Source organism: Pseudoxanthomonas sp. GW2, assembly GCF_000283075.1.
Classification (GTDB): Bacteria; Pseudomonadota; Gammaproteobacteria; order Xanthomonadales; family Xanthomonadaceae; genus Pseudoxanthomonas.
The window spans coordinates 1-22,450 of the sequence record NZ_ALIP01000104.1 but is presented as its reverse complement, the minus strand read 5'-3'; the positions used below and the strand labels follow the sequence as shown (position 1 = coordinate 22,450).

Annotated in this window: 19 protein-coding genes and 1 pseudogene; 10 read left to right on the top strand and 10 right to left on the bottom strand. The window is 66.7% G+C overall.

The window, feature by feature from the left end; genetic code table 11:
• Positions 1-226 precede the first annotated feature (226 nt).
• Together ftsZ and lpxC are read left to right on the top strand one after the other, a co-directional pair.
• Positions 227-1,471, top strand: a complete 1,245-nt coding sequence (gene ftsZ / locus B351_RS0108210) for a cell division protein FtsZ (RefSeq protein WP_019398558.1) — start codon at positions 227-229, stop codon at positions 1,469-1,471.
• 272 nt (positions 1,472-1,743) lie between these two features.
• Complete coding sequence (lpxC, locus tag B351_RS0108205; RefSeq protein WP_019398557.1) at positions 1,744-2,655, top strand: UDP-3-O-acyl-N-acetylglucosamine deacetylase; 912 nt, start codon at positions 1,744-1,746, stop codon at positions 2,653-2,655.
• A 308-nt stretch (positions 2,656-2,963) separates the two neighbouring features.
• Here the strand turns inward: lpxC and B351_RS17310 are convergent, their stop codons facing one another.
• Positions 2,964-3,410, bottom strand: a complete 447-nt coding sequence (locus B351_RS17310) for a DUF721 domain-containing protein (protein WP_083852422.1) — start codon at positions 3,408-3,410, stop codon at positions 2,964-2,966.
• Between the two features lie 9 nt (positions 3,411-3,419).
• On the opposite strand from B351_RS17310, the gene B351_RS0108200 reads away from it, so the two are divergent.
• From B351_RS0108200 to B351_RS0108190, 3 genes are all read left to right on the top strand, one after another.
• Positions 3,420-4,364 (top strand): M23 family metallopeptidase, encoded by a 945-nt coding sequence (locus B351_RS0108200; RefSeq protein WP_026010509.1) that lies wholly within the window; start codon positions 3,420-3,422, stop codon positions 4,362-4,364.
• Positions 4,365-4,564: 200 nt separating this feature from the next.
• Complete coding sequence (gene secA / locus B351_RS0108195; RefSeq protein ID WP_019398555.1) at positions 4,565-7,291, top strand: preprotein translocase subunit SecA; 2,727 nt, start codon at positions 4,565-4,567, stop codon at positions 7,289-7,291.
• 200 nt (positions 7,292-7,491) lie between these two features.
• Positions 7,492-8,451, top strand: coding sequence for a Nudix family hydrolase (locus B351_RS0108190; RefSeq protein ID WP_026010508.1), 960 nt, complete (start codon positions 7,492-7,494; stop codon positions 8,449-8,451).
• On the opposite strand, the gene coaE is transcribed toward B351_RS0108190, so the two are convergent.
• The 3 genes from coaE to B351_RS0108175 are packed head-to-tail and all read right to left on the bottom strand — an operon-like array spanning position 8,441 to position 11,279.
• A complete protein-coding gene (gene coaE, locus B351_RS0108185) occupies positions 8,441-9,088 on the bottom strand; it encodes a dephospho-CoA kinase (protein WP_019398553.1) in 648 nt (215 codons plus the stop codon). The genes B351_RS0108190 and coaE overlap by 11 nt on opposite strands.
• A gap of 58 nt (positions 9,089-9,146) precedes the next feature.
• Positions 9,147-10,010 (bottom strand): A24 family peptidase, encoded by an 864-nt coding sequence (locus B351_RS0108180; protein ID WP_019398552.1) that lies wholly within the window; start codon positions 10,008-10,010, stop codon positions 9,147-9,149.
• 12 nt (positions 10,011-10,022) lie between these two features.
• Positions 10,023-11,279 carry a type II secretion system F family protein gene (locus B351_RS0108175; RefSeq protein WP_026010507.1) on the bottom strand — a complete coding sequence of 419 codons (1,257 nt, stop codon included), beginning with the start codon at positions 11,277-11,279 and terminating at the stop codon, positions 10,023-10,025.
• Positions 11,280-11,714: 435 nt separating this feature from the next.
• On the opposite strand from B351_RS0108175, the gene B351_RS0108170 reads away from it, so the two are divergent.
• The 4 genes from B351_RS0108170 (at position 11,715) to B351_RS0108155 (ending at position 15,832) form a co-directional block, all read left to right on the top strand.
• Positions 11,715-12,134, top strand: a complete 420-nt coding sequence (locus B351_RS0108170) for a pilin (protein WP_019398550.1) — start codon at positions 11,715-11,717, stop codon at positions 12,132-12,134.
• A gap of 77 nt (positions 12,135-12,211) precedes the next feature.
• Complete coding sequence (locus B351_RS0108165) at positions 12,212-12,616, top strand: pilin (RefSeq protein ID WP_026010506.1); 405 nt, start codon at positions 12,212-12,214, stop codon at positions 12,614-12,616.
• Between the two features lie 25 nt (positions 12,617-12,641).
• Positions 12,642-14,540 carry a hypothetical protein gene (locus B351_RS0108160; RefSeq protein ID WP_156810450.1) on the top strand — a complete coding sequence of 633 codons (1,899 nt, stop codon included), beginning with the start codon at positions 12,642-12,644 and terminating at the stop codon, positions 14,538-14,540.
• Positions 14,541-14,581: 41 nt separating this feature from the next.
• Positions 14,582-15,832 (top strand): lipopolysaccharide biosynthesis protein, encoded by a 1,251-nt coding sequence (locus tag B351_RS0108155; protein ID WP_019398547.1) that lies wholly within the window; start codon positions 14,582-14,584, stop codon positions 15,830-15,832.
• Here B351_RS0108155 and B351_RS17305 read toward each other — a convergent pair.
• From B351_RS17305 to B351_RS0108130, 6 genes are all read right to left on the bottom strand, one after another.
• Complete coding sequence (locus B351_RS17305) at positions 15,789-16,718, bottom strand: glycosyltransferase family 2 protein (RefSeq protein WP_198006211.1); 930 nt, start codon at positions 16,716-16,718, stop codon at positions 15,789-15,791. The two genes, B351_RS0108155 and B351_RS17305, sit on opposite strands and share 44 nt — an antisense overlap.
• A 1-nt stretch (position 16,719) precedes the next feature.
• The gene (locus B351_RS0108150) at positions 16,720-17,772 is read right to left on the bottom strand and encodes a class I SAM-dependent methyltransferase (RefSeq protein ID WP_198006210.1); all 1,053 of its coding nucleotides are present in this window, start codon (positions 17,770-17,772) and stop codon (positions 16,720-16,722) included.
• A complete protein-coding gene (locus tag B351_RS17300) occupies positions 17,741-18,784 on the bottom strand; it encodes a glycosyltransferase family 4 protein (RefSeq protein WP_198006209.1) in 1,044 nt (347 codons plus the stop codon). Before B351_RS17300 ends, B351_RS0108150 begins: the two co-directional genes overlap by 32 nt.
• Before the next feature lie 154 nt (positions 18,785-18,938).
• Positions 18,939-20,174, bottom strand: coding sequence for a glycosyltransferase (locus B351_RS16495; protein ID WP_050992161.1), 1,236 nt, complete (start codon positions 20,172-20,174; stop codon positions 18,939-18,941).
• The gene (locus B351_RS17085; RefSeq protein ID WP_019398543.1) at positions 20,171-20,896 is read right to left on the bottom strand and encodes a class I SAM-dependent methyltransferase; all 726 of its coding nucleotides are present in this window, start codon (positions 20,894-20,896) and stop codon (positions 20,171-20,173) included. Before B351_RS17085 ends, B351_RS16495 begins: the two co-directional genes overlap by 4 nt.
• Positions 20,889-21,746 carry a glycosyltransferase family 2 protein gene (locus B351_RS0108130; RefSeq protein WP_019398542.1) on the bottom strand — a complete coding sequence of 286 codons (858 nt, stop codon included), beginning with the start codon at positions 21,744-21,746 and terminating at the stop codon, positions 20,889-20,891. The genes B351_RS17085 and B351_RS0108130 overlap by 8 nt, the downstream gene beginning before the upstream one ends.
• A gap of 149 nt (positions 21,747-21,895) precedes the next feature.
• Between B351_RS0108130 and B351_RS16485 the strand changes: the two are divergent.
• A pseudogene (locus B351_RS16485) lies at positions 21,896-22,450 on the top strand (type IV-A pilus assembly ATPase PilB); the annotation flags it as partial.

The following is a 22,450-nucleotide window of genomic DNA, read 5'->3' as shown; positions in this document are numbered from 1 at the left end:
TGGTAACAGCGCGGGTTGTTGGTTTGGAAGCAGAGCGGAAGAAGTACGGCAGGAAAGCGGAAGGGAAGGCAGAAGGTAACTGGCAGTAACGGGCGTGGCGGCTCGGTGGATGCGGATCGACCACGCGGACAAGAAAACCAAGAAGAACGCCGGAGAAGGCGAGGGTGGATTCATCGAACCACGAATCCCGAATCACCAATCACGGCTCCACTAGAGGACAACGGACATGGCATGCTTTGAACTGATCGAGAAGATGGCTCCAAACGCGGTGATCAAGGTCATCGGCGTCGGCGGCGGCGGCGGCAACGCGGTCGCGCACATGGTCAACAGCAGCGTCGACGGCGTTGAATTCATCATCGCCAACACCGACTCGCAGGCGATCAAGAACTGCGGCGCCAAGCTGCAGCTGCAGCTCGGCAGCAACGTCACCAAGGGCCTGGGCGCGGGCGCCAACCCGGAGGTCGGCCGCCAGGCCGCGCTGGAGGACCGCGAGCAGATCATCGCCGCGCTGGAAGGCGCGGACATGGTGTTCATCACCGCCGGCATGGGCGGCGGCACCGGCACCGGCGCCGCGCCGGTGGTGGCGCAGCTGGCCAAGGAGATGGGCATCCTGACCGTGGCCGTGGTCACCAAGCCGTTCCCGTTCGAAGGCCGCCGCCGCATGCAGGTGGCGCTCAAGGGCATCGAGGAACTGAGCCAGCACTGCGACTCGCTGATCACCATCCCCAACGAGAAGCTGATCACCGTGCTCGGCCGCAACGCCACCATGGTGCAGGCCTTCCGCGCCGCCAACGACGTGCTGCAGGGCGCGGTGCAGGGCATCGCCGACCTGATCGTGCGCCCGGGCCTGATCAACGTCGACTTCGCCGACGTGCGCACCGTGATGTCCGAGATGGGCCTGGCGATGATGGGCACCGGCTCGGCCCGCGGCGACGACCGCGCCCAGGCCGCCGCCGAGGCCGCCATCCAGAACCCGCTGCTGGACGACGTCAACCTGGCTGGCGCCAACGGCATCCTGGTCAACATCACCGCCGGCCCGGACTTCACCATGGCCGAGTTCGACGAGATCGGCCGCTCCATCGAGGCCTTCGCCTCCGAGGACGCGACCGTCGTGGTCGGCACCGTGCTGGATCCGGACATGCAGGACGAGGTCCGCGTGACCGTGGTCGCCACCGGCCTGAACCGCGCCGCCGCCCGCCAGCCGGTGCGCGAGCGCGAATTCGGCGGCCGCGACCTGGGCATGCGCCAGGAAGCGCCGCGCCCGATGCGCGTGGTCCGCGACGGCACCACCGGCCTGCCGATCGACGACGGCTTCAACGCCGACCCGGTCGCCAACGCGGTCAACGTGTTGGGCCTGCGCCGTTCCGGCAGCGCCGCCGGTGCCGCCGCCCCGGCCAGCACCCCGGCCGCCGCCGAGCTGCCCAGCGACTACCTGGACATCCCGGCGTTCCTGCGCCGCCAGGCCGACTGAGCAATACCCCCGAAGGCGGAACGCCATGTCCGCCGCCGGGGCTTGCCCCGGTGCCACCTGCGTGGTGGCATCGCCGGGGCGCCGTGTGTCCTCACTGCTGCCGGGCCGCAAGGCCCGGCAGGTTTTGCGGCCGCGGCGCCGGGGATACCGGAAACCGCTGAAAAACCGCGCCGATGCGGGTTCCCCGCGGCCCCGCTGGCCGGGGTTCATGCGGTCGCATGCTATTCTCGTCGCGCCAAGCGACCACCACCCGAAGTCGCAGTTCCCATTCCATGACCCGGCAGCGCACCCTCAAGAACACGATCCGCGCCACAGGCGTCGGCCTGCACAGCGGCAACAAGGTCTACATGACCCTGCGCCCGGCGCCGGTCGACCATGGCATCGTGTTCCGCCGCACCGACCTGGACCCGGTGGTCGAGGTGCCCGCGGCCGCCAGCCTGGTCACCGAGACCACGCTGTGCACCGGCCTGACCTGCGGCGAGGCCAAGATCCAGACCGTCGAGCACCTGATGTCGGCGGCCGCCGGCCTGGGCGTGGACAACATGATCGTGGAGCTGTCCTCGGCCGAGCTGCCGATCATGGACGGCTCCTCCGGCCCGTTCGTGTTCCTGCTGCAGTCCGCCGGGATCGAGGAACAGGACGCACCCAAGCGCTTCATCCGCATCCTCAAGGAAGTGGAAGTGCGCGACGGCGACAAGGTGGCCCGGTTCTCGCCCTACGACGGGTTCCGGCTGGACTTCACCATCCAGTTCGACCACCCGATGATCCCGGCCAAGCAGTCGCACCATGTGCTTGAGTTCTCCACCGCGGCCTACATCCGCGAGATCTCCCGCGCGCGCACCTTCGGCTTCATGCGCGACCTTGAATACATGCGCGACCTCAACCTGGGCCTGGGCGGCTCGATGGACAACGCCATCGTGCTGGACGAGTTCCGGGTGCTGAACGAGGACGGGCTGCGCTACGCCGACGAGTTCGTCCGCCACAAGATCCTCGACGCGATTGGCGACCTGTACCTGGTCGGCGGCCCGGTGCTGGGCGCCTACGAGGGATACAAGTCCGGCCACGCGCTCAACAACAAGCTGGCCCGCGCCCTGCTCGCCGACGCCAGCGCCTGGGAAAAGGTCAGCTTCGAGGAAGCCGGGGCACAGGCACCGCTGGCCTACGGCACCGCCGCCCTGGCCTGAGCCGCCGCCCGCCGCGTCGCGGGCTGCCGCCATTCCCGCCGGAACCCTTGCCGCGCAAGCCATTGTGCGGTTGGCGCGTGCCCGTGGGCGTCGCAGGCCGCCCGGCGCGACTCCTTGCACCATCCTGATGCAATCTTCATGCAAATGGCCGAAGCGTGAACCCGGACGGGGCTGGCCCCGGCTGATAACGACTTCTTAACGAAGTGCTAACGACGTGAGCGGAATGTGAGGCTAGGATGCCCCGACCCTCTGGTTGGTTGCGTTACCAACGCGCCATCTGGCGGGGACGGTTCCGGGGAGGATGGGGATCAACCCTTGGAGCGGTCGGGATCTCCCGGAAGGGGATCCCGCAAGGATGCCAATGCGTCGCTCACGGCTTTCAGGGCGGTCGCTGAAACCAAGGGGGACGTTGCGGGCGCCGCTGGCGCATGCAATGGCACGGTGGTCGTTTTGAGGATGACTGCAGTGGGGTTCAGCCCGATGGACCGGGCCGCATCGAGGAGCTGGGCTTCTGCCAGGCGCAGCCGCGCCCGCCAGACCGGCGAATCGGTGACAAAAACGAGCTGTTCGCCGGAGACGTTGGCCAGCCTGCAGTGGGCTGCCGCACCGGGGGGCAGCAGGGGACGCAACTGCTGGTCCAGCGCGTCGAGCCACAGGGCACGACGCAGGGAGGCGCCAGTTTCGCCCGCCAGCGCGGCTTCGGCCGCGGGAAGCGGAGTGGTGGCCCTGCGGGCGTTGGTCTTCAAATCAGGCATACCTAAAGCATGAGCTACAAACTGATCGTAAGGAACCCGCTTTCGGGCCATAAGGCCGGGTTGTGGGGCCGTATCCAGGCCTGGGGCGTGCAGCGCCCGGCCCTGATGTCCGGCATCCTTCTGGCGGTGGGCGGCCTGGCCGGGTTTGGAGCCGGTGCCGGGGTCGGCCTCGCCAATGCCTCCCATCCCGATTCGGAACTGGCGCGCCAGCAGCAGGAGCTGGAACAGATCCGCCGCCAGTCCCAGCAGGAAATCAATGCCCTGGCCGCGCGCCTGGGCGAGCTGCAGGCCCAGGCCAACCGCCTCAACGCCCTCGGCGAGCGCCTGACCGAGGCCGGCCAGCTGGAGGACGGCGAGTTCGACTTCCAGGGCACGCCTGGCCAGGGTGGTGCGGAAGTGGCGCGCGACATGCCGAAGGAAGAACTGCTGCAGGGGCTGGACGAGGTCGAGCGCCAGTTTGCCGCCTCAGGGCGTCAGCTCTCGGTGATGGAATCGCTGCTGTTCGACCTGCAGCTGGAATCCAACGCCGTGCCCTCGCGCTCGCCGGTGCGGCGCAGCTACATCACCTCCAGCTTCGGGCGGCGCGCCGACCCGTTCGGCCGCGGCGGCCAGTTCCACAAGGGCATCGACTTCAACGCCAACGTCGGCGACCCGGTCATGGCCGTGGCCGACGGCGTGGTCAGCTTCGCCGACACCCGCAACGGCTACGGCAAGACCGTGGAGATCGACCACGGCAACGGCTACGTCACCCGCTACGCGCACAACTCGCGGCTGGTGGTGAAGGCCGGCGACCTGGTGCGCGCCGGGCAGGAAGTGGCCAAGGCCGGTTCCACCGGCCGCTCGACCGGCGCCCACGTGCACTTCGAGGTGTGGGAAAACGGCCGGGTGGTCAACCCGCGCAAGTTCCTGGGCGACAACAACCGCGCCCCGGTGGCGCGCCGCAGCCGCGGCTGAGCCGGCCCGCGCCCGCAAGGCCCGCCCCAGGGGGCGGGCCTTTTCGTTTGCGCCGCCGGCGCCACCGGCCGACGAACGGGCGCTTGAGTTCGGCCAACTGCGTCCCAAGCTACAATGAACAATTGCCGCCGGCCGGGGCACCGCTCCGGCGCCACGGCGCCCCCGGCGCCCGCGGCGTTCATTCCCAATTGGCCTTTTCGATGATCAACAAACTGCTCACCCGTGTCTTCGGCAGCCGTAACGAACGGCTCCTGCGCCAGCTGGACCGTATCGTCGCCAGGATCAACGCCCTGGAGCCGGAGATGCAGAAGCTCTCCGACGATCAGCTGAAGGCCAAGACCCCGGAGTTCCAGCAGCGCATCGCCAACGGCGAGCCGCTGGACAAGATCCTGCCGGAGGCGTTCGCCGTCTGCCGCGAGGCCAGCTCCCGCGTGCTGGGCATGCGCCACTACGACGTGCAGATGATCGGCGGCATGGTCCTGCACATGGGCAAGATCGCCGAGATGCGCACCGGCGAGGGCAAGACCCTGGTGGCGACCCTGCCGGTCTACCTCAACGCCCTGGAAGGCAAGGGCGTGCACGTGGTCACCGTCAACGACTACCTGGCCCGCCGCGACGCGGCCTGGATGGGCCGCCTGTACAACTGGCTGGGCCTGTCGGTCGGCGTGGTCTACCCGGGCATGCCGCATTCTGACAAGAAGGCCGCCTACGCCGCCGACATCACCTACGGCACCAACAACGAGTTCGGCTTCGACTACCTGCGCGACAACATGGCGCTGTCGAAGCAGGACCGCTTCCAGCGCGGCCTGCACTACGCCATCGTCGACGAGGTCGACTCGATCCTGATCGACGAGGCGCGCACCCCGCTGATCATCTCCGGCCCGGCCGACGAATCACCGGAGCTGTACATCCGGGTCAACCGCATCGTGCCCCAGCTGAAGCGCCAGGAGACCGAGGACGCCGAGGGCGACTACTGGGTCGACGAGAAGGGCAAGCAGGTGCACCTGTCCGAGGCGGGCATGGAGCACGCCGAGGAGCTGCTGCGCCGCGCCGGGATCATCGCCGAGGGCGACAGCCTGTACGGCGCCAACAACCTCTCCGTGGTGCACCACCTCAACGCCGCCCTGCGCGCGCACGCGCTGTTCCAGCGCGACGTGGACTACATCGTGCGCGATGGCGAGGTGGTGATCGTGGACGAATTCCCCGGCCGCACCCTGGCCGGCCGCCGCTGGTCCGACGGCCTGCACCAGGCCGTGGAGGCGAAGGAAGGCGTGCCGGTCCAGCGCGAGAACCAGACGCTGGCCAGCATCACCTTCCAGAACCTGTTCCGCATGTACAACAAGCTGTCCGGCATGACCGGCACGGCGGACACCGAGGCCTACGAGTTCCAGAGCATCTACGGCCTGGAGGTGGTGGTGATCCCGACCCACCGCCCGGTGCAGCGCGTCGACCACCCGGACCAGGTGTTCCTCAACCGCCAGGGCAAGTTCCGCGCGGTGCTGGCCGACATCCAGGACTGCCACAAGCGCGGCCAGCCGGTGCTGGTCGGCACCACCTCGATCGAGACCTCCGAGATGCTCTCGGAGTACCTGCGCAAGGCCGGCGTCCCGCACGAGGTGCTCAACGCCAAGCAGCACGAGCGCGAGGCGCAGATCGTGGCCCACGCCGGCCGCCCCGGCGCGGTGACCATCGCCACCAACATGGCCGGCCGCGGCACCGACATCGTGCTCGGCGGCTCGCTGGAAGCCGAACTGGCGGCGCTGGGCGAGGACGCGTCCGAGGAAGAGAAGGAGAAGGTCCGCACCGACTGGCGCAAGCGCCACGAGCAGGTCAAGGCCGCCGGCGGCCTGCACATCATCGGCACCGAGCGGCACGAGAGCCGCCGCATCGACAACCAGCTGCGCGGCCGCTCCGGCCGCCAGGGCGACCCGGGTTCGTCCCGCTTCTACCTGTCGCTGGAAGACAACCTCATGCGCATCTTCGCCTCCGACTGGGTGCAGAAGGCGATGCGCATGATGGGCATGAAGGAAGACGACGTCATCGAGGACCGCCTGGTCACCCGCCAGATCGAGAAGGCGCAGCGCAAGGTCGAGGCCCACAACTTCGACATCCGCAAGAACCTGCTGGACTTCGACGACGTCAACAACGACCAGCGCAAGGTCATCTACGCCCAGCGCGACGAGCTGCTGGAGGCCGACTCGGTCAAGGAGAACATCGACGGCATCCTCGGCGACGTGGTCAACGAGCTGGTGACCCGCTTCGTGCCGCCGGAGTCGGTGGACGAGCAGTGGGACCTGCCCGGCCTGGAGGCCGCGCTGGAGGGCGAACTGGGCCTGCGCATGGACCTGCAGGGCCTGGCCAGGTCCAGCGAGGAGCTGGACGCGGAAGGCGTCGAGCGCCACGTGCAACAGGCGGTGGCCGCCCTGTTCGAGGAAAAGGAACGCCAGCTGGGCAGCGAGACCATGCGCGCGCTGGAGAAGCACATCATGCTGACCGTGCTCGACCAGGGCTGGAAGGAGCACCTGGCGCGCATGGACTACCTGCGCCAGGGCATCCACCTGCGCGGCTACGCGCAGAAGCAGCCCAAGCAGGAGTACAAGCGCGAGGCCTTCGAGCTGTTCTCGGAGATGCTGGACAACGTCAAGCGCCAGGTGATCAGCCTGCTGGCGCGGGTGCGGATCCGCAGCGAGGAGGAGGTCGCCGCGCTGGAGGCCCAGGAACGCGCCCAGGCCGAGGCCGCGCTGCGCCAGGCCCAGTTCCAGCACGCCCGGGAGGAGGGCTACGGCACCGAGGACGAGGTCGCGGCGCTCGCCGGCGCCCAGGCCGGCGGCACCGTCGTGCGCGAGGAGCCGAAGGTCGGCCGCAACGATCCCTGCCCCTGCGGCAGCGGCAAGAAGTACAAGCACTGCCACGGCCAGCTGGGCTGAGCCCGGGCAGGCATCCCGGCCTCCGCGCCGGAACCCGGACGCCCCCGCAAGGGGGCGTTCGCGTTTCCGGACCGGGTGGCGCCAGGCGGCCACGGCCCCGGGCCCGGAGTGCCGGAACTGTTACCGGCGCCACGCGTTTGCCCTCCGCCGGCGGCGGCGTGCGATATCGGAGCCCGCCCCGTCCCGGTTAAGCTTCGGCCATGGAAGCACCGTTGCGATCGATCCACGTCGTGGCCGGCGTCATCACCGACGTCCGCGGCCGCATCCTGCTCACCCAGCGCGGCAAGGACAGCGACCTGGCCGGCCTGTGGGAATTCCCCGGCGGCAAGCGCGAGCCCGGCGAGACTTCGCAGGAAGCCCTGGCGCGCGAACTGGTCGAGGAACTTGGGATCGAGGTCGAGGTGGGCGAGCGCCTGATCGAGGTGCCGCAGCAGTACCCGAGCAAGCACCTGCGCCTGGAGGTGTTCCGGATCGCGCGCTGGAAAGGTTCCCCGCGCGGCAGGGAAGGGCAGGCGATGACCTGGGTCGAGCCGGAACGGCTGCCGCGCTACTCCATGCCCTCGGCCGACGTGCCGGTGGTCGGCGTGCTGCGCCAGCCGGAGCTTTACCTGGTCACGCCCGCCCCGGGCGGCGACCTGCCGGCGTGGCTGGCGGCGCTGGACGCGGCGCTGGAATCGGGGATCACCCGGGTCCAGCTGCGCGCCCCCGGCCTGGAACCGGCGGCCTGGCGCGAGCTGGCCACCGTGGCCCTGGAGCGTTGCCGGCGCAGCGGCGCCGAGCTGCTGCTCAACCGCGACGTGGCCCTGGCCCGGGAGCTGGGTACCGGCGTGCACCTGGGCAGCGAGCAGCTGGGGCTGCTGGGCGAGCGGCCGCTGCCGGCGGGGCAGGTGGTGGGCGCGTCCTGCCATACGCAGGAAGAACTGAGGGCGGCCCAGGCGCTGGGCTGCGATTTCGCCGTGCTTGGCCCGGTGCGCGCCACCGCCACCCATCCGGATGCCTCGCCGATCGGCTGGGAGGGATTCGCCGGACTGCGCCAGCACGTGGGCCTGCCGATCTACGCGATCGGCGGCCTGGGGCCGGACGACGTCGAGGCGGCGCGGCGCCAGGGCGCGCAGGGAATCGCGGCGATCCGCGCGCTGTGGGAGCCGGTTACGGCCTGAGCGGGTCGCCGTCGCGGTCGCGGGACGCCGCCCCGGCCAGGGCGCTGTAGCGGGCGTGCAGCTCGGCCACCATCGCGTCCAGGTGCGAGGGCTCGCCGTCGTTGACGACCAGGTCGTCGGCCAGCGCCAGCCGTTCCTGGCGTGAGGCCTGGGCGGCGATCATCCGCCCGGCCAGGACTTCGTCCACGCCGTCGCGGCGCATGAGGCGGGCGTGCTGGACGGCTTCCGGGGCGTCCACCACCAGGATCCGGTCCAGCCAGGGATAGCCGACGCGGCCGCCGGCTTCGGCCAGCAGCGGGATCGCGGCAATGGCATAGGGGCTCGGGGCCTGGCGGCACTGGGTTTCCAAAGCCGCGCGGATGGCGGGGTGGGTGATGGCTTCCAGCGTCCGCCGCGCGGCCGGGTCGGCGAAGATCCGCTCGCGCAGCTGGCGCCGGTCCAGGCGCCCATCGGGCTGCAGCACGCCGGGCCCGAACTCGCGCACGATCGCCGCCAGGGGCGGCTGCCCCGGTTCCACCACCTCGCGCGCGACCACGTCGGCATCGGCCACGTGCACGCCCAGCGCCTCGAAGCGCCGGGTCAGCTCGCTCTTGCCGGAAGCCACGCCCCCGGTCAGGCCGATGATCAGGTTGCTCATGTGGAAGTGCGTGGCGGGTGGTGCGAGGGCGGCCGCCGCGGGAGGCGGTCGGCGCTGGTCAGCCGAGCCCGGCCAGGCGCATGTAGGCGCCCATCATCGCATCGCCCCAGAAGAAATAGATCCAGCCGGCGATGGCCAGGTAGGGGCCGAACGGGATCGGGGTGGCGCGGTCGCGGCCCTTCCAGGCCAGCCAGATGCTGCCGACGATGGCGCCCACCACCGAGGAGAGCAGGATGATCGGCAGGATGCCCTTGAGGCCGCACCAGGCGCCCAGCGCCGCCAGCAGCTTGAAGTCGCCGTGGCCCATGCCTTCCTTGCCGGTGAGCTGCTTGAACAGCCACCACACGCTCCACAGCGACACGTAGCCGGCGATCGCGCCCAGCAGGGCGGGCTTGGCCGGCATGTAGAGGTTGTCCAGGCTGGCGATCAGGCCCAGCCACATCAGCGGCAGGGTCAGCTGGTCCGGCAGCAGGCGGGCGCGCAGGTCGATGCCTGACAGCGCGACCAGGAACCAGGTCAGCAGCATCGCGCCGAAGCCCTGCCAGCCGAAGCCGAAGCGCCAGGCGCACAGCACGGTCAGCACGCCGGTGAGCAGTTCCACCAGCGGGTACTGCAGCGAGATGCGCTGGCCGCTGTAGCGGGAGCGGCCGCGCAGCAGCAGGTAGCTCAGGACCGGGATGTTCTCCCACCACTTGAGGCGGTCGCCGGTGACCGGGTCGTGGGAAGGTTCCACCACCACCCCGGGCGGGGGCGGGTCATAGATCTCCGGCTGGCCGAGGATCTCGCGGGCGTCGCGCTTCCACTCCCACTCCAGCCGGCGTGGCAGGCGCAGGATGACCACGTTGAGGAAGCTGCCGACCGCCAGCCCCACGCCGGCAACGAGCGGATAACCCAGCAGGGGCTGTTGGTCCAGGAACGCCATGGAGTGTCTTGGTCAGATGGTGGAAGCGAGCTTGAAGATGGGCAGGTACATGCCGACGACCATGCCGCCCACCAGGACGCCCAGCACCACCATGATCATCGGTTCGATCAGGCTGGCCAACGCGTCGACGGCGTTGTTGACCTCCTGCTCATAATACTCCGCCACCTTGAAGAGCATGGTGTCCAGGGCGCCGGCCTCCTCGCCGATGGCCGCCATCTGCACCACCATGTGCGGGAACAGGTTGGTCTGCTTCATGGCCAGGTTGACCGGGTAGCCCACCGCCACGTCGTCGCGGATCCGCAGGATGGCCTTCTCGTAGACCGAGCTGCCGGTGGCGCCGGCGACCGAGTCCAGGGCCTCCACCAGCGGCACGCCGGCCTTGAAGGTCACCGCCGTGGTGCGGGCGAAGCGGGCGATGGCGCTGTTGTTCACGATTTCGCCGATCACCGGGATCTTGAGCACCACCCGGTCCAGGAAGTGCTGGAAGCTGGGCGAGCGCTTGTAGGCGTAGATGAAAGCGCCAATAGCACCTACGGCCGCGATCAGCACGGCCCACCAGTAGGAAACCATGAAGCGCGAGGCATTGACGATCAGCTGGGTGAAGGCCGGCAGGTCGGCGCCGAAGCCCTTGAAGGTCTCCTCGAACTGCGGGACCACGAAAACCAGCAGGACCGCGCTGACGATGATGGCCACGGCAATGGTCATCACCGGGTAGAACATCGCCTTCTTGATCTTGCCCTTCAGGGCCTCGATGTTCTCCTTGTAGTTGGCGATGGTGTCGAGCACCGTCTCCAGCACGCCGGCGCCTTCACCGGCCCGGACCAGGTTGCGGTACAGCTCGTCGAACTGCACCGGGTGCTTGCTGATCGCCTCGTACAGTGAGGAGCCGCCCTCGATGTCGGCGCGGATGCCGCCGACCATCTCCTTCATCCGCGGGTTCTTGTTGCCGCCACCAATGATCTCGAGCGCGGTGACGATGGGCACGCCGGACTTCATCATGGTCGCCATCTGGCGGCTGAAGAAGGCGATGTCCTTGGGGGTGATGGCCTTGCCGGCCGAGCCGAACAGCGGCTTGGACTTGGGCTTGACCACGGTGGGCGTGATGCCCTGCCGGCGCAGCTCGGCGCGGAGCATGTTGGCGTTCCGGGCCGACTGCTCGCCCTTCATCTTGACGCCGCGCTTGTCGGTCCCCTCCCAGACGAACTGCGCGAGCTCGCTGGTGGAGCGAGCCGCCGGCGCGGACTTGACGGCAGAACGGGTTGCGGACATGTGCTTGTTCTCCCCAGCCGGCATCCCCATGCCGGCACGAACCGGCATGGTAGCGGGTATTGGGGCGGCAGGCACCCCGCCGCCGGCTGGCCAGGGCGGCCTCCTGGAGGAACCCGTGCCACCCCCTCGCCGATGGTCTCCGGGCCGGATAGCCGCTGATCGAGGGGTGGGGCGTCTACGCCGTGCCTTCAGGTGACGCGAAACGTCACTTTTTGCCAAATGCGCCATGGAGCAGGTTTGTGGTGCGGATCACGCATTGGGGACGGCCAGGGCTCGGTGTTTGCCGCGCAAGATTGGTAAGATGCCGCCGCGGGCGTCGCGTGGGGAGTTGGCACGTAACCTGCGTGGGGACAGATACGTGGTCGTCGATCACGGGCTCGCTTGAAGGGCACGGGAGGTTCCGCGCCCGCCAACAACCGTTCTAGGGGAATCAACATGAAGAAGCAGCAGGGCTTTACCCTGATCGAACTGATGATCGTCGTGGCGATCATCGCCATCCTGGCCGCCATCGCGCTGCCGGCCTACCAGAACTATGTCGCCAAGTCGCAGGTCACCGCTGGCCTGGCCGACATCCGCGGCGGCGTGACTGCCTATGAGGAAGCCATCCAGTCGGGCAAGAGCGGCGCGGTCTCCCTCGATGACCTGGGCCTGAACTCGAGCACCGCTCGTTGCAATATCGCTGCTGCGGGTAACTATAACGGCACTGGCAACCGCAGTATCACCTGCACCCTGAAGGGCAACCCGAAGGTCTCGAACCAGACCGTTGCCTTGGAGCGCAACAGCTCCGGCGCTTGGAACTGCAAGGCCAGCTCGGGCCTGGACGCCAAGTTCCTGCCGACTGGCTGCGTCAAGTAAGCAGCGACGACAGGCTAAGGAGGGGGCGGAAACGCCCCCTTCTTCCTTGGGGGGTCTTGCATGGATCGGGGGGTTTCATGCGCCGGCAACGTGGATTCACATTGATCGAGTTGATGATCGTGGTCGCGATCATCGCCATCCTGGCCGCCATCGCGCTGCCCGCCTACCAGAACTACGTGGCAAAGAGCCAATTGGCAGCGGGTCTAGCGGAGATTCGCGGCGGCCTGAACAGCTTCGAAGCGCACGTGCTGGTCGAGAACCTCGATACGTTCGACTTGGCCGATGTTGGATTGCCGACGAGCACTTCGCGTTGCAATCTGAGCATGGCGCCTGGCAGCACCGGCTTCATCCGTTGCACGCTCAAGGGTAATCCTATGGTGGCTGGCAAGACGATCGAGCTTGCTCGTAGCGCATCCGGGCAGTGGGCCTGCAGGGTGGATGCGACCATCGCCAGCCGGCTGCGTCCCGACGGGTGTAGCTGATCACAACGCAGCAGAGAGGGTTCCCGTGGGGAAGTGGGTGGATGGGCGTGCACGCCTGTTGAGTCTGCATGTCGCCACCTTGCTGGCACTGCTTGGCCTGGTTGCCTTGGTCTACTGGCCAGGGCTGGGTGGCCCTTTCATATTCGATGACTTCCCGGCGCTGGTCGGCAACCAGCGGATCCATGTAACTGGCCTCGCCTGGGGCGAGCTATGGCGGGCCGCCACCAGCTTTGATCCGGGTGGCACCGGTAGGCAGTTGGCCATGGCCAGCTTTGCGCTCAACCACGCCTTGGGTGGCCTGGATCCTTGGGGATGGAAGTTGGGTGGCCTGCTGGTGCATCTGGCAAACGCACTGCTGGTGTATGTGCTATGCCTGAGGTTGCTCGCGCTGGCCGGCGTCCATGAATATTTGCGCCTATCTGCCGCTGCCCTGGCGTTGGGGTGGGCCGTGCATCCGCTTCAGGTTTCCGCCGTGCTGTACGTGGTGCAGCGGATGGAAACCTTGTGCCTTACCTTTACATTGCTGGCCCTGCTGGCCTACCTGCGTGGCCGTCGATTGCAGATTGCAGGTGGCCGTGGCTGGCCATGGCTGCTGGCCTGCGCGCCGTTGCTGCTGCTGGCCTTGGGGGCCAAGGAGAGCGCGCTGCTGTTGCCGCTATTCACCCTTGCGCTTGAGTTGACTCTACTGGCATTTGGTGGGGCCACAGTGGCGCAGCGGCGTTTCTGGCGCTGGGCCTATGCGTTGGGTCTCATGACCGGTGTGGCGATCTTCGTTACGGTTGTGGTACCCCACTACACCGCCCCCAACGCCTATTTCAGCAGGGACTTCGACCTCGTCCAGCGGCTGCTGACTCAGCTCCGGGTCCTGCCCATGTACTTGGGCCAGATCCTGCTGCCGATCCCGGCACGCATGCCGTTCTATTACGACGACTTCGAGGTCTCCACATCTCTGCTGCACCCCTGGACGACGCTTGCCGGGGGAGGGCTGTTGGTGGGGCTCCTGCTGCTTTCCACGTACTGGCGCAAGCGTGCGCCACTCGCGGCACTCGGTGTCCTGTGGTTCTTTGCTGGACATGCCATGACGTCCAACGTGGTGCCGTTGGAATTGGTCTTTGAGCACCGCAACTACTTTGCTCTTCTCGGCGTGTTGCTGGTGTTGGCAGAGGGCGTCCGCCGAATCCCGGTCCGCGATGGCCCGGGGATCAAGGTGACCGGAACGGTGGCCGTTCTGGTGGCTCTAGGGTTTCTCGGGACTATCCGGGCCGCGACCTGGGGGGACCGCCTTTTGTTGGCCGCCGAACACGCGAACATGAATCCCGACTCGCCACGCGCGCTGCAGGATCTGGGTATCGCGTACTACGAGCTGTCAGGTGGCTCGACTGATTCGCCCTTGTTCAGCCTGGCGCTGCAGGTCTTTGAGCAAGAAGCCGTGCTCCCGAGGAGTGGGATACTCCCGGATCAGACCTTGGTGTTGCTGCATGCAAAGTACGAGCTGCCAGGTGCGGAGCCGGCATGGGATCGTCTGGTTGCGAAGCTGAGGGATCGCCCCCTTTCGCCCGAATCGCTAATTGCCTTCTACGCCCTGATCGAGCAGCGGTACAAGGGGGTCGAACTGGACGACCGTCGCTTGACCGAGGCCATCCGGGTGCTGATGGGTAGGGCGATGCTGCTGCCGCACAAGTATGCGCAGTTCGGAGATTACCTGCTGCGATATGCGGGTGAGATGGATCTGGCTTCCGATGCATTTGCGAATGCGGTACTTTCGAGCCTGGATCGGGGCGACGAGGCCTACGCACGGCAGGTTTTGTCGGCGTTAGTGGACGGCGGGCATGAGAAGCAGGCCGAGTTTGCGCTGGAAAAGGCACGCGAGGCTGGGTTCACGGAGTTGCTCGATTACTCGGTGCAGCACGCCCGGGCGAAGTAACGCGGCCATGCAGGTATGCCTGGCCACTCGGCGGAGAGCTGATGAACCTGCTGTCGAGAATCGTCGATCTGCCGCGCGGGCGCGTGGCGCGGGGCACTGTAGCCACTACGGCGGTGATGGCCGTTCGCGTGTGCGCACTCGCGGTGCAGATGTTGCTGGCTGCGCGTCTGCTGCAGCCCGAATCGTTCGCGCACTATGTGGCGGTCGGGGTGCTCGCCGTCCTGCTCGGCGGATTTTCCACGTTCGGCACTCAACTGCTCGTCCTCCGCGACGTGGCGCGTGGCGAGGGGATTGAATCTTTTGCCATTGGCCTGGGAACCTGGCGCTGGCTGGCGTTGCCGCTCTTCGGGATTTACTTACTGGCATGCCAATCCATGGGATTGCTCGGCGGAGCTTGGCTGCTGATTCTCGGGGTCGGCGTTGCGGAATTCTTCCTGCAGCCGCTGCTGCAGCTCATCGCAGCTGTGCTACAGGGTCGCGGTGCAGTGCCCTTGGGCCAGGGGTGGCTGGTAGCTCCCTTGGCCGCACGGGCATTGCTGATCCTTGGGTTGACGCTGGTTTCCCCGCCGGAGCCTCTGGCTTGGCTGGGAGGCGTCCACCTGGTCGCCTCTCTTGCTCCAGTCGTCTTAATGCTGCGTTTCGGCGGCGTCGGGGTTCCTTCACACCGCCAATGGCGACGTCTGCTTGGGAAGGAGTGGGGGGCGGCAGCTGGGTTCGCCTTGCTTGGCGTTACAGCGAATGCACAGGCGGAGCTGGACAAGCTTTTGGCCGTAAGGCTCCTTCCGCTCGGTGCGGCTGGCCTCTATGCGGCGGCGTCCCGCGTGCTCGGCGCGGTCGTGCTCCCGGTTATGGCAATGCTGGTATCGGCCATGCCTCGCCTCTTTGGCAAGGTGGAATGGGATCGTCGTTTGGTGTCCGCGCTCGCAACAGCGTCATTGGCGTACGCCTGCCTCGCCGGAGGTGCTGTCTGGGTGCTTGCACCCTGCGTGGGCTGGCTACTGGGTCCAGGGTATGCGGGGGTGGAAGAAGTGCTCCGCACCCTGCTCTGGGCTTTGCCCGCGCAATCGCTGCGCCTGGTTGCCCTGAATGTGCTGATGTCAAAGGGTAGCCCGGCTACGCGGGTTGGCGTGGAGGCCTTCGGGATGGCGTGCCTGGTTTCGGTTGCCTTGGGGATGAGGGCCGCCGGGTACGGCCTGGCGGCAGCTGTGGTGCTAGCAGAGTGGGCGACGATGTTAGTCGCCGTGGGAGTCATCGCCCTTCAGGTGGGACGGCGAAGGTGGGATGCCCGTTGACGGGTGGCGGGGTGTGGCTTCGACGCGAGCCAAAGGTAGTGTCCAGGAGCGCTTGGAGCAGAGCGCTCCAGGGTGCTAGCGACTTGTGGCGCCACGACCTAAGGGTTGCACGTAACGGGAGAATCACCAGCCTCGCAAGCAGGTAACCTGTCTTGCGGAAGCTGTCCGGAGCGAGCTTTCCCGCAAGCAGCAAGTGCGAGCGATTGACGTGATACTCGTAGAAGAAAGAGCCATTGCGTGAGCTGCCGGAGCCAATGTGGGTGACGGTAGCGGAATGGCATTCTTGCATTATTTTACCGCTGCTTGCCAGGCGTGCAGCAAGTTCCACGTCTTCTCCATAGAAGAAGAAGTCCTCATCGAAGAGCGGGGTGTCAGGTAGCAGTTCGAGGTTGAGCAGAAGGCAGCATCCGGTCGGATAAGGAAAAGCGCCCGGCCTTGCAGTCCGAAGGACGAGTCCGGTAGGGCGATGGTAGTGATTCAATGGCGAGACGGGGGGCGCATCATGGTTCGCCCGCACGCGTGGATACGTGATCGCGCATTCCCGTCCCAACGCTTGCATGTCGTTGAGGCTGCCCGCCTCGAGCGTTGCATCCGAATTGATAAGGAGGACTCGGGAAAAGCCAAGGTCGCGAGCCATGGCGATGCCGATGTTCGCGCCACGGGCGAAACCGGTGTTGGTTTGGTTGTGATGAAAGAGGATATTGAATCCCGATAGCCTGGCGCTGCATGCGGACTGCAGGGCTTCCAGTGAACGTCCGGCGTCCTCAGAGTTGTCGATGACAATCGCATGGACGAAGCCGTCAGTCATCAGGGAAGAAAGGCACTGAAGAGTGGCGGCGTGATCACGGAAGTGAAGGACGAGCGCAGTTAGATTGGTGGTGGTCATGTCACCCCGGCTTGCTGGCGATTGCGATGGTCTCATTGCTCCAGCGGTACGTCATCGTGGCGAGTATCTGGGTTGCGGCACGTAGGATCCTCGCCTTGAGCCTGTCTACTTCCAGGTCGTGGTTATTTGCGGTTGCCAATGCGTAGCGATACATTCCTGCGCTTTCCATGCCGCGCGTCAGGAGCCTGATGTCGCGAAATCCGCTTTCCTCCAGTACGCGCCGGAGTGATGCGTGGCTAGGGATGGCTAGGTGGTAGGGGGGGTGGAGTCCCGTCCATGCGAGCCCGAGGGCACGCCTGTCGAGTGATCGCGGGTTGGGTAAGGCAATCCAGACCGCGCCACCAGGTTTGAGCACGCTATACACCTGGGTTAGGGTTTTCCTGATGTTGGTGCTGTGCTCTATGACGTGTGAAAGCGTCACATAATGAAAGGTGCCGGGCGGATAAAGCTCTGCCAGGTCGGAGCCCAGTTCGACCTCCAATCCGGCCTTTCGGCACTGCGCAACCGCCTTGGGGTCGGGGTCGCAGCCTTGGGGCTGGATCCCCATTTCGAGCGCGCGCAGCAAGAAGTCGCCATTTCCGCAGCCATAGTCCAGCAGACGTGTGGTCGGCTTCAGGAGCCTTTCAGGCACATGCCTCGCGTAGACGTCAACGCCCATGCGCAGTGGCGGTATGAGCATGAACAGGATGTGGCCAATACTAAGCGCCGATTTCCGGCGCATGCGATAGCGCCTGTTGAGGTATCCGTTGATCAGACGCCCGGCCAAGGCGACTCCATGCTCCCTGGCAAGTGCATCCGGTTCCCGCTCATGCGTGTAATAGCTGTCGTAGGCTTGATGCAGCGAGGCATCGTCCGGTCGATCTATCAGGTAAATGGATTTGCAGTCACGACATTCCGCGAAATGCCAGGTGTCTGGAAACAACAGCGCGTCGTCGCGACGTCCCCCGATAGGTAGTGCCTCCCGTGAGGAGCACAGGGGGCACGCTTCCGCGATGGTTCGCGAACCTAGCGACCAGGTTATCTCACATGGCGGCGTGGCGGCGCTCTTGGCCATGGCACCTTGCATATGCTTCGATGTAAGCACTGATCATTCCTTCAATGCTGAATTTCGTCACGGCGCGGGTGCGGGCTTGCTCCGACATTGCCCTGAGGAGCTTGCCGTCCTGGGCCAATTTCCTGGCCGCGCCAGCAAACGCTGAGACATCATCCATCGGGCACAGGAATCCCGTTTTTCCGTCCTCCACCACTTCTGGTAAGGCTGAGCAGCGCGTGGCGATGACTGGAAGGCCACAGGCCATCGCTTCGGCTGCGGCAAGACCGAAGCCCTCCAGCCGGGATGGGAAGAGCAAGGCGTGCGCATTCGCATAGGCATCCACGAGGGCCTGGTGCGAGGTCAATCTTCCGGCTACATGAATGTTTCGCGGCAGCCCTTCGCCCAGCTCGCTGGTGCCTACTACCGTAAGGGTGGCTGTGCCCTCGAGCTGCCTCATGATGGCGGGAAGCAGGTCGATGCCTTTGCGGCGGGCGTTGCTGCCAACGTAAAGCAGGCGCAGAGGAGGAGAGTAATCGCGTTTGAGTGGTGGGATGAATGTATTGCGAGTGTCGATGCCGTTGGAAATCACGGAGATCGGGAGTGGTCCGAATACCCTTTCATTCGCTTCAGCGGTGAATCTGCTTACCGCGGTAAGGACGTCTCCCCGGGCCAGCATCCGGCGCTCGATGGGCTTGAGGTGCAGGCGGTGATATATACGTTGCGCGGTCGTCTTTCCCATGCTCGTTAGTGGATCGTGCACACAGTGATGTGTGGTCACGACCAGCTTGAGGTATGACGGGACGAATCGCGGATGCAGGCAGCTATTCACGTGTGCAATGGTTGCCCAGTCTGGCGGCTGGGGCCTGCGCACCGTCCACGGTGCATACTCCGCGCGCAAGGGAAGCCAATCGATGGCGGTACGGATGCCCGCCGACTCGAGGCCCGCAGCCAGACGCTCAGTAAAGACATCGGTGCCGGTGCCCGCGCGTATGGTGGGGAACCAGATGCCAGGCTTCCTCGCTGCGGTGCTCATTTCCTTGGAGCCTGCTGTTGGGCTGCGGAAGTGGACAGGTGGTCCTCCCGCTTGTCCCCGGAAGGCGCTTCGACAGGAATGGATTCCGTAGCCAGTGACGGCCATGCTCCTTCGCGCGAAGACGCAGTGGAGCGGAGTTTGGCTTCGCCGGGATTCACGGGGCGCCTCCAGGGTCGCGTCCATCGGCCGAGCTGCATGCCAGTTCGGCGATATAGCTCCTGGCGACGGCGTGCCATCCGAATCGTTGCACCACCTGATGCCGGGTAGCGCTGGCCCAGCGGAGACTTTGCTCATGGTCGTCCAGTAGCTGGATGATTTGGGCAGCAAGGGATTCCGGGTTGGCCGGTTGCGCCAGATACGGCGGCCACTGTCCGTCGAACAGTTCCCGCACGGGTTCGATGGCAGTGGTGACAACGGGACAGCCGCAGGCCAGTGCCTCGACGCTCACCAGGCCCAGACCTTCGCGGTCACCGGAGCGTGCAGGGATGAATGGCGCAACGAGCGCGGCTGCCCGCCGGTAGAGCTCGGGGAGCTTGTCGTGCGTGACCGCGCCGAGAAAGCGGACCTTGTCCGCGATTCCAAGATGGCGGGCCTGGGCCATGCGTTCCTCGAGTTCCGGACCAAAGCCGGCGATTGTTAGCGTGGTCCCCGGATGCTTGGCAACGACCATCGGCATGGCGTCCAGAAGGTGGCGCAGGCCCTTCTTCTCGACCAGGCGTCCGACGAAGAGCAGTTCTCGCGGGCTACGCGGGGTTCCGGGATGCGGCGCGAAGCGCCGGCAGTCCACGCCCATGGGGGCGACGCTCGTGTGCGCCGGGGCCATGCCAAGCGCGTGCAGTGGTTCCAGCATGGCGGTACTGACCACCGTGGCCCGGGTACACCTGCGCAGCGTCCATTGCTTCAGTTTGCGCGGCAGCCAACCGCCCAGGGCATAGAGGTCTGCGCCGTGCGAGGTGACCAGGATGGGGCTGCGATGTAGGCCAAGGGTGCCGGCCAGGGCGGCGACGAAGCCCTGGGGAATGATCCAGTGCGCGTGGATGGCCGCGGGCGGGCGGTGACGGACCACGCTCGCGAGGGCCAGCAGTTGTCCCAGCAGGAAGCCGGGCAGCAGGGCCAGCATCCAGGGGTGCCGGCGCAGGTTGGTGACAATGCCGCCGTCGTTCACCAGGCGCTCCAGCGATTCCGGCGCATAGCGGTAGCGCACTACCTCCACGCCGTCGAGCGTTTCGCGCGTCGCCGCGCCTGGCGCGTGCGGGCACAAGACCATTACCTCGAAATGGTCCACCAACCGCTTCGCCAGCTCATGGACGAAACCGGGTTCGTGGTCGTTTGCCCAGCGCGGGTATGTGGAGGCCAGGACCAGCAGGCGAGGACGCGGGGAGGGGTTCATTGCGGCTTGCGCAGGGTAACCCGGTAGGACGTGGTCAGGGCTGGCCACTCTGGCCAGAACCAGCCCAGCATCGTGGCGGCCAGGTTTATTGTCAGGACCAGCGGTCCGAGAAGGGCAAGCAGTAGCAGTCGACGCAGGCCGTGCGCGCCGGCCGCCGGGGCGGCCAGCGCTAGGCAGGCGAGCACGGCGCTGGCCTGCAGCGCCGAGTTGGTTGGCTGCAGGCGTTCGACTTCCAGGCCGCAGCGACTCCCGCTGCGCTCCCACCCGTGGACGGTCCAGCGCTGGAAGTCATAAGGAGCGTCATGCACGGGATAGAGGAACGGCATACTCAGTTCGGCGAATCCACCGGGCTTGAGCACGCGTGCAATCTCGGCGAGCACTGCGTCCGGGTCTCGGGTGTGCTCCAGCACCTCGAAGCATGCTACCGCGTCGATCGTGGCGTCGGCGAAGGGCAGGCGATGCGCGTCCCCGAACACATCAGGCCGGCAGCCGTACATGCCCACGGCCGTGGTCGGGTAGTCGAACGCGATGTACCGGGTGTCCTCGGGAAGATGCAGTGCGAGCCAGCGGTTGGCGGCGCCGATGTCGAGGACCGTGCCGCGGCACTGTCGCAGTCGTGGACCTGGATCCTGGGTGGCCAGCAGCCATTGCGGATGCAGGGGCGTGCGGGCCAGCCACCGGAACTGGCCCCGCAAGCTGCTGGCGCCGGACGCGTCACTCATCGCGCAGGTAGGTCAGGTTGGTGATCTGCTCGGAGATCAGGCCGATCAGGAACACGATTACCGCCGCGCTGAAGAGCAGGGTGCTCATGTTGGTGAAGCGGTGCTGGGTCGCGAAGGTGTAGGCGTAGTAGCCCAGGCCGGTGGCGAAGAAGGACAGGGATACCGGGATGAACAGCTTCAGCGGCGAGTACAGGGTGGCGATCTTGAAGATGATCAGCAGGAAGCGGATGCCGTCCTTGACCGGGCGGATGTGGCTGCCGTTGCCGACGCGCCTGGCCACCGGGATCGGCACGTAGGCCACCGGGTAGGCGCTGCGGAAGAAGGCCATGGTGCTGGTGGTCGGGTAGCTGAAGCCGTTGGGCAGCAGGTGCAGGAACTGGCGGAACTTGTCCGCCCGTACCGCGCGGAAGCCCGAGGTCAGGTCCATGACCTGGTGGCCGGTCATGCGGGTGGCCAGCCAGTTGTAGAAGCGGTTGGCCAGGCCGCGGTGCAGGTTGGCCTGGCCGCTGCCGTCGCGGGCGCCAACCACCATGTCGTAGCCCTCGGCCAGCTTGTCCAGCAGGCGGGGGATGCAGGCGGGGTCGTGCTGGCCGTCGGCGTCCATGAACACCAGGATCTCCCCGCTCGCGGCGCGCGCGCCGCGCTTGACCGCGGCTCCATTGCCCATGGAATAGGGGGCGCCGAGCACGCGGGCGCCATGGCTGGCGGCGATGGCCGCGGTGTCGTCGGTGGAGCCGTCGTCGACCACGATCAGCTCGGCCTGCGGGAACAGCTCCCGGATGGCCGGAAGCGTGCGGCGCAGGCCCTCGGCCTCGTTCTTGGCCGGAAGGATGATGCTCAGGCTGTTCAAGCTGGTTTCCCCGGGATCCCCGGCGCTATCGTAATGCCTGTCGGGGAGGGACGGAACGCGCCGGGTCCGGTCGTCCGGCGGTGATCGCCGGCGGATCGGCCGGGGTTTTGCAGTACTCTTTCCATGGCCAAGGGGAAAGCCACCTCCATATGAATGCGATGTCCGCCAATCTTGTCGGAATCACGGGTATTGCCCGTCGCCTGGTCCAGGACGGAGCCATGGACGAGGCGGCCGCCCGTGCCGCCATGGCCCAGGCCGCCGAGGCCAAGGTGCCGCTGGCCCAGTTCATTGCCGAGAAGAGGCTGGTCACCCCGGCCCAGCTGGCGGCCGCCAACTCCATCGAGTTCGGCATCCCGCTGCTCGATACCTCTGCCTTCGACCCGTCGCAGAACGCGATGAAGCTGGTCAGCGAGGAGCTGGTGCAGAAGCACCACGTGCTGCCGCTGTTCAAGCGCGGCAGCAAGCTGTTCGTGGGCGTCAGCAACCCCACCCAGACCGGCGCGCTGGCCGAGATCCAGTTCCATACCAACCTGGCGGTCGAGCCGATCCTGGTCGACGAGGACCAGATCCGCCGCACCCTGGAGCAGTGGCAGAACGCCAGCGCCCAGCTGGACAGCGGCCTGGGCGAGGACGACGAGGGCCTGGAGAACCTCGAGGTCGGCGCGGGCGACGAGGACGGGATCGGCGAATCGGGTGTCGACGCC

What these genes read in the sequence shown, in the direction of transcription:
- ftsZ (WP_019398558.1), top strand. Translation starts at nt 227, where the DNA reads ATGGCATGCTTTGAACTGATCGAGAAGATGGCTCCAAACGCGGTGATC.
- lpxC (WP_019398557.1), top strand. Translation starts at nt 1,744, where the DNA reads ATGACCCGGCAGCGCACCCTCAAGAACACGATCCGCGCCACAGGCGTC.
- B351_RS17310 (WP_083852422.1), bottom strand. Translation starts at nt 3,410, where the DNA reads ATGCCTGATTTGAAGACCAACGCCCGCAGGGCCACCACTCCGCTTCCC.
- B351_RS0108200 (WP_026010509.1), top strand. Translation starts at nt 3,420, where the DNA reads ATGAGCTACAAACTGATCGTAAGGAACCCGCTTTCGGGCCATAAGGCC.
- secA (WP_019398555.1), top strand. Translation starts at nt 4,565, where the DNA reads ATGATCAACAAACTGCTCACCCGTGTCTTCGGCAGCCGTAACGAACGG.
- B351_RS0108190 (WP_026010508.1), top strand. Translation starts at nt 7,492, where the DNA reads ATGGAAGCACCGTTGCGATCGATCCACGTCGTGGCCGGCGTCATCACC.
- coaE (WP_019398553.1), bottom strand. Translation starts at nt 9,088, where the DNA reads ATGAGCAACCTGATCATCGGCCTGACCGGGGGCGTGGCTTCCGGCAAG.
- B351_RS0108180 (WP_019398552.1), bottom strand. Translation starts at nt 10,010, where the DNA reads ATGGCGTTCCTGGACCAACAGCCCCTGCTGGGTTATCCGCTCGTTGCC.
- B351_RS0108175 (WP_026010507.1), bottom strand. Translation starts at nt 11,279, where the DNA reads ATGTCCGCAACCCGTTCTGCCGTCAAGTCCGCGCCGGCGGCTCGCTCC.
- B351_RS0108170 (WP_019398550.1), top strand. Translation starts at nt 11,715, where the DNA reads ATGAAGAAGCAGCAGGGCTTTACCCTGATCGAACTGATGATCGTCGTG.
- B351_RS0108165 (WP_026010506.1), top strand. Translation starts at nt 12,212, where the DNA reads ATGCGCCGGCAACGTGGATTCACATTGATCGAGTTGATGATCGTGGTC.
- B351_RS0108155 (WP_019398547.1), top strand. Translation starts at nt 14,582, where the DNA reads ATGAACCTGCTGTCGAGAATCGTCGATCTGCCGCGCGGGCGCGTGGCG.
- B351_RS17305 (WP_198006211.1), bottom strand. Translation starts at nt 16,718, where the DNA reads ATGACCACCACCAATCTAACTGCGCTCGTCCTTCACTTCCGTGATCAC.
- B351_RS0108150 (WP_198006210.1), bottom strand. Translation starts at nt 17,772, where the DNA reads ATGGCCAAGAGCGCCGCCACGCCGCCATGTGAGATAACCTGGTCGCTA.
- B351_RS17300 (WP_198006209.1), bottom strand. Translation starts at nt 18,784, where the DNA reads ATGAGCACCGCAGCGAGGAAGCCTGGCATCTGGTTCCCCACCATACGC.
- B351_RS16495 (WP_050992161.1), bottom strand. Translation starts at nt 20,174, where the DNA reads ATGAACCCCTCCCCGCGTCCTCGCCTGCTGGTCCTGGCCTCCACATAC.
- B351_RS17085 (WP_019398543.1), bottom strand. Translation starts at nt 20,896, where the DNA reads ATGAGTGACGCGTCCGGCGCCAGCAGCTTGCGGGGCCAGTTCCGGTGG.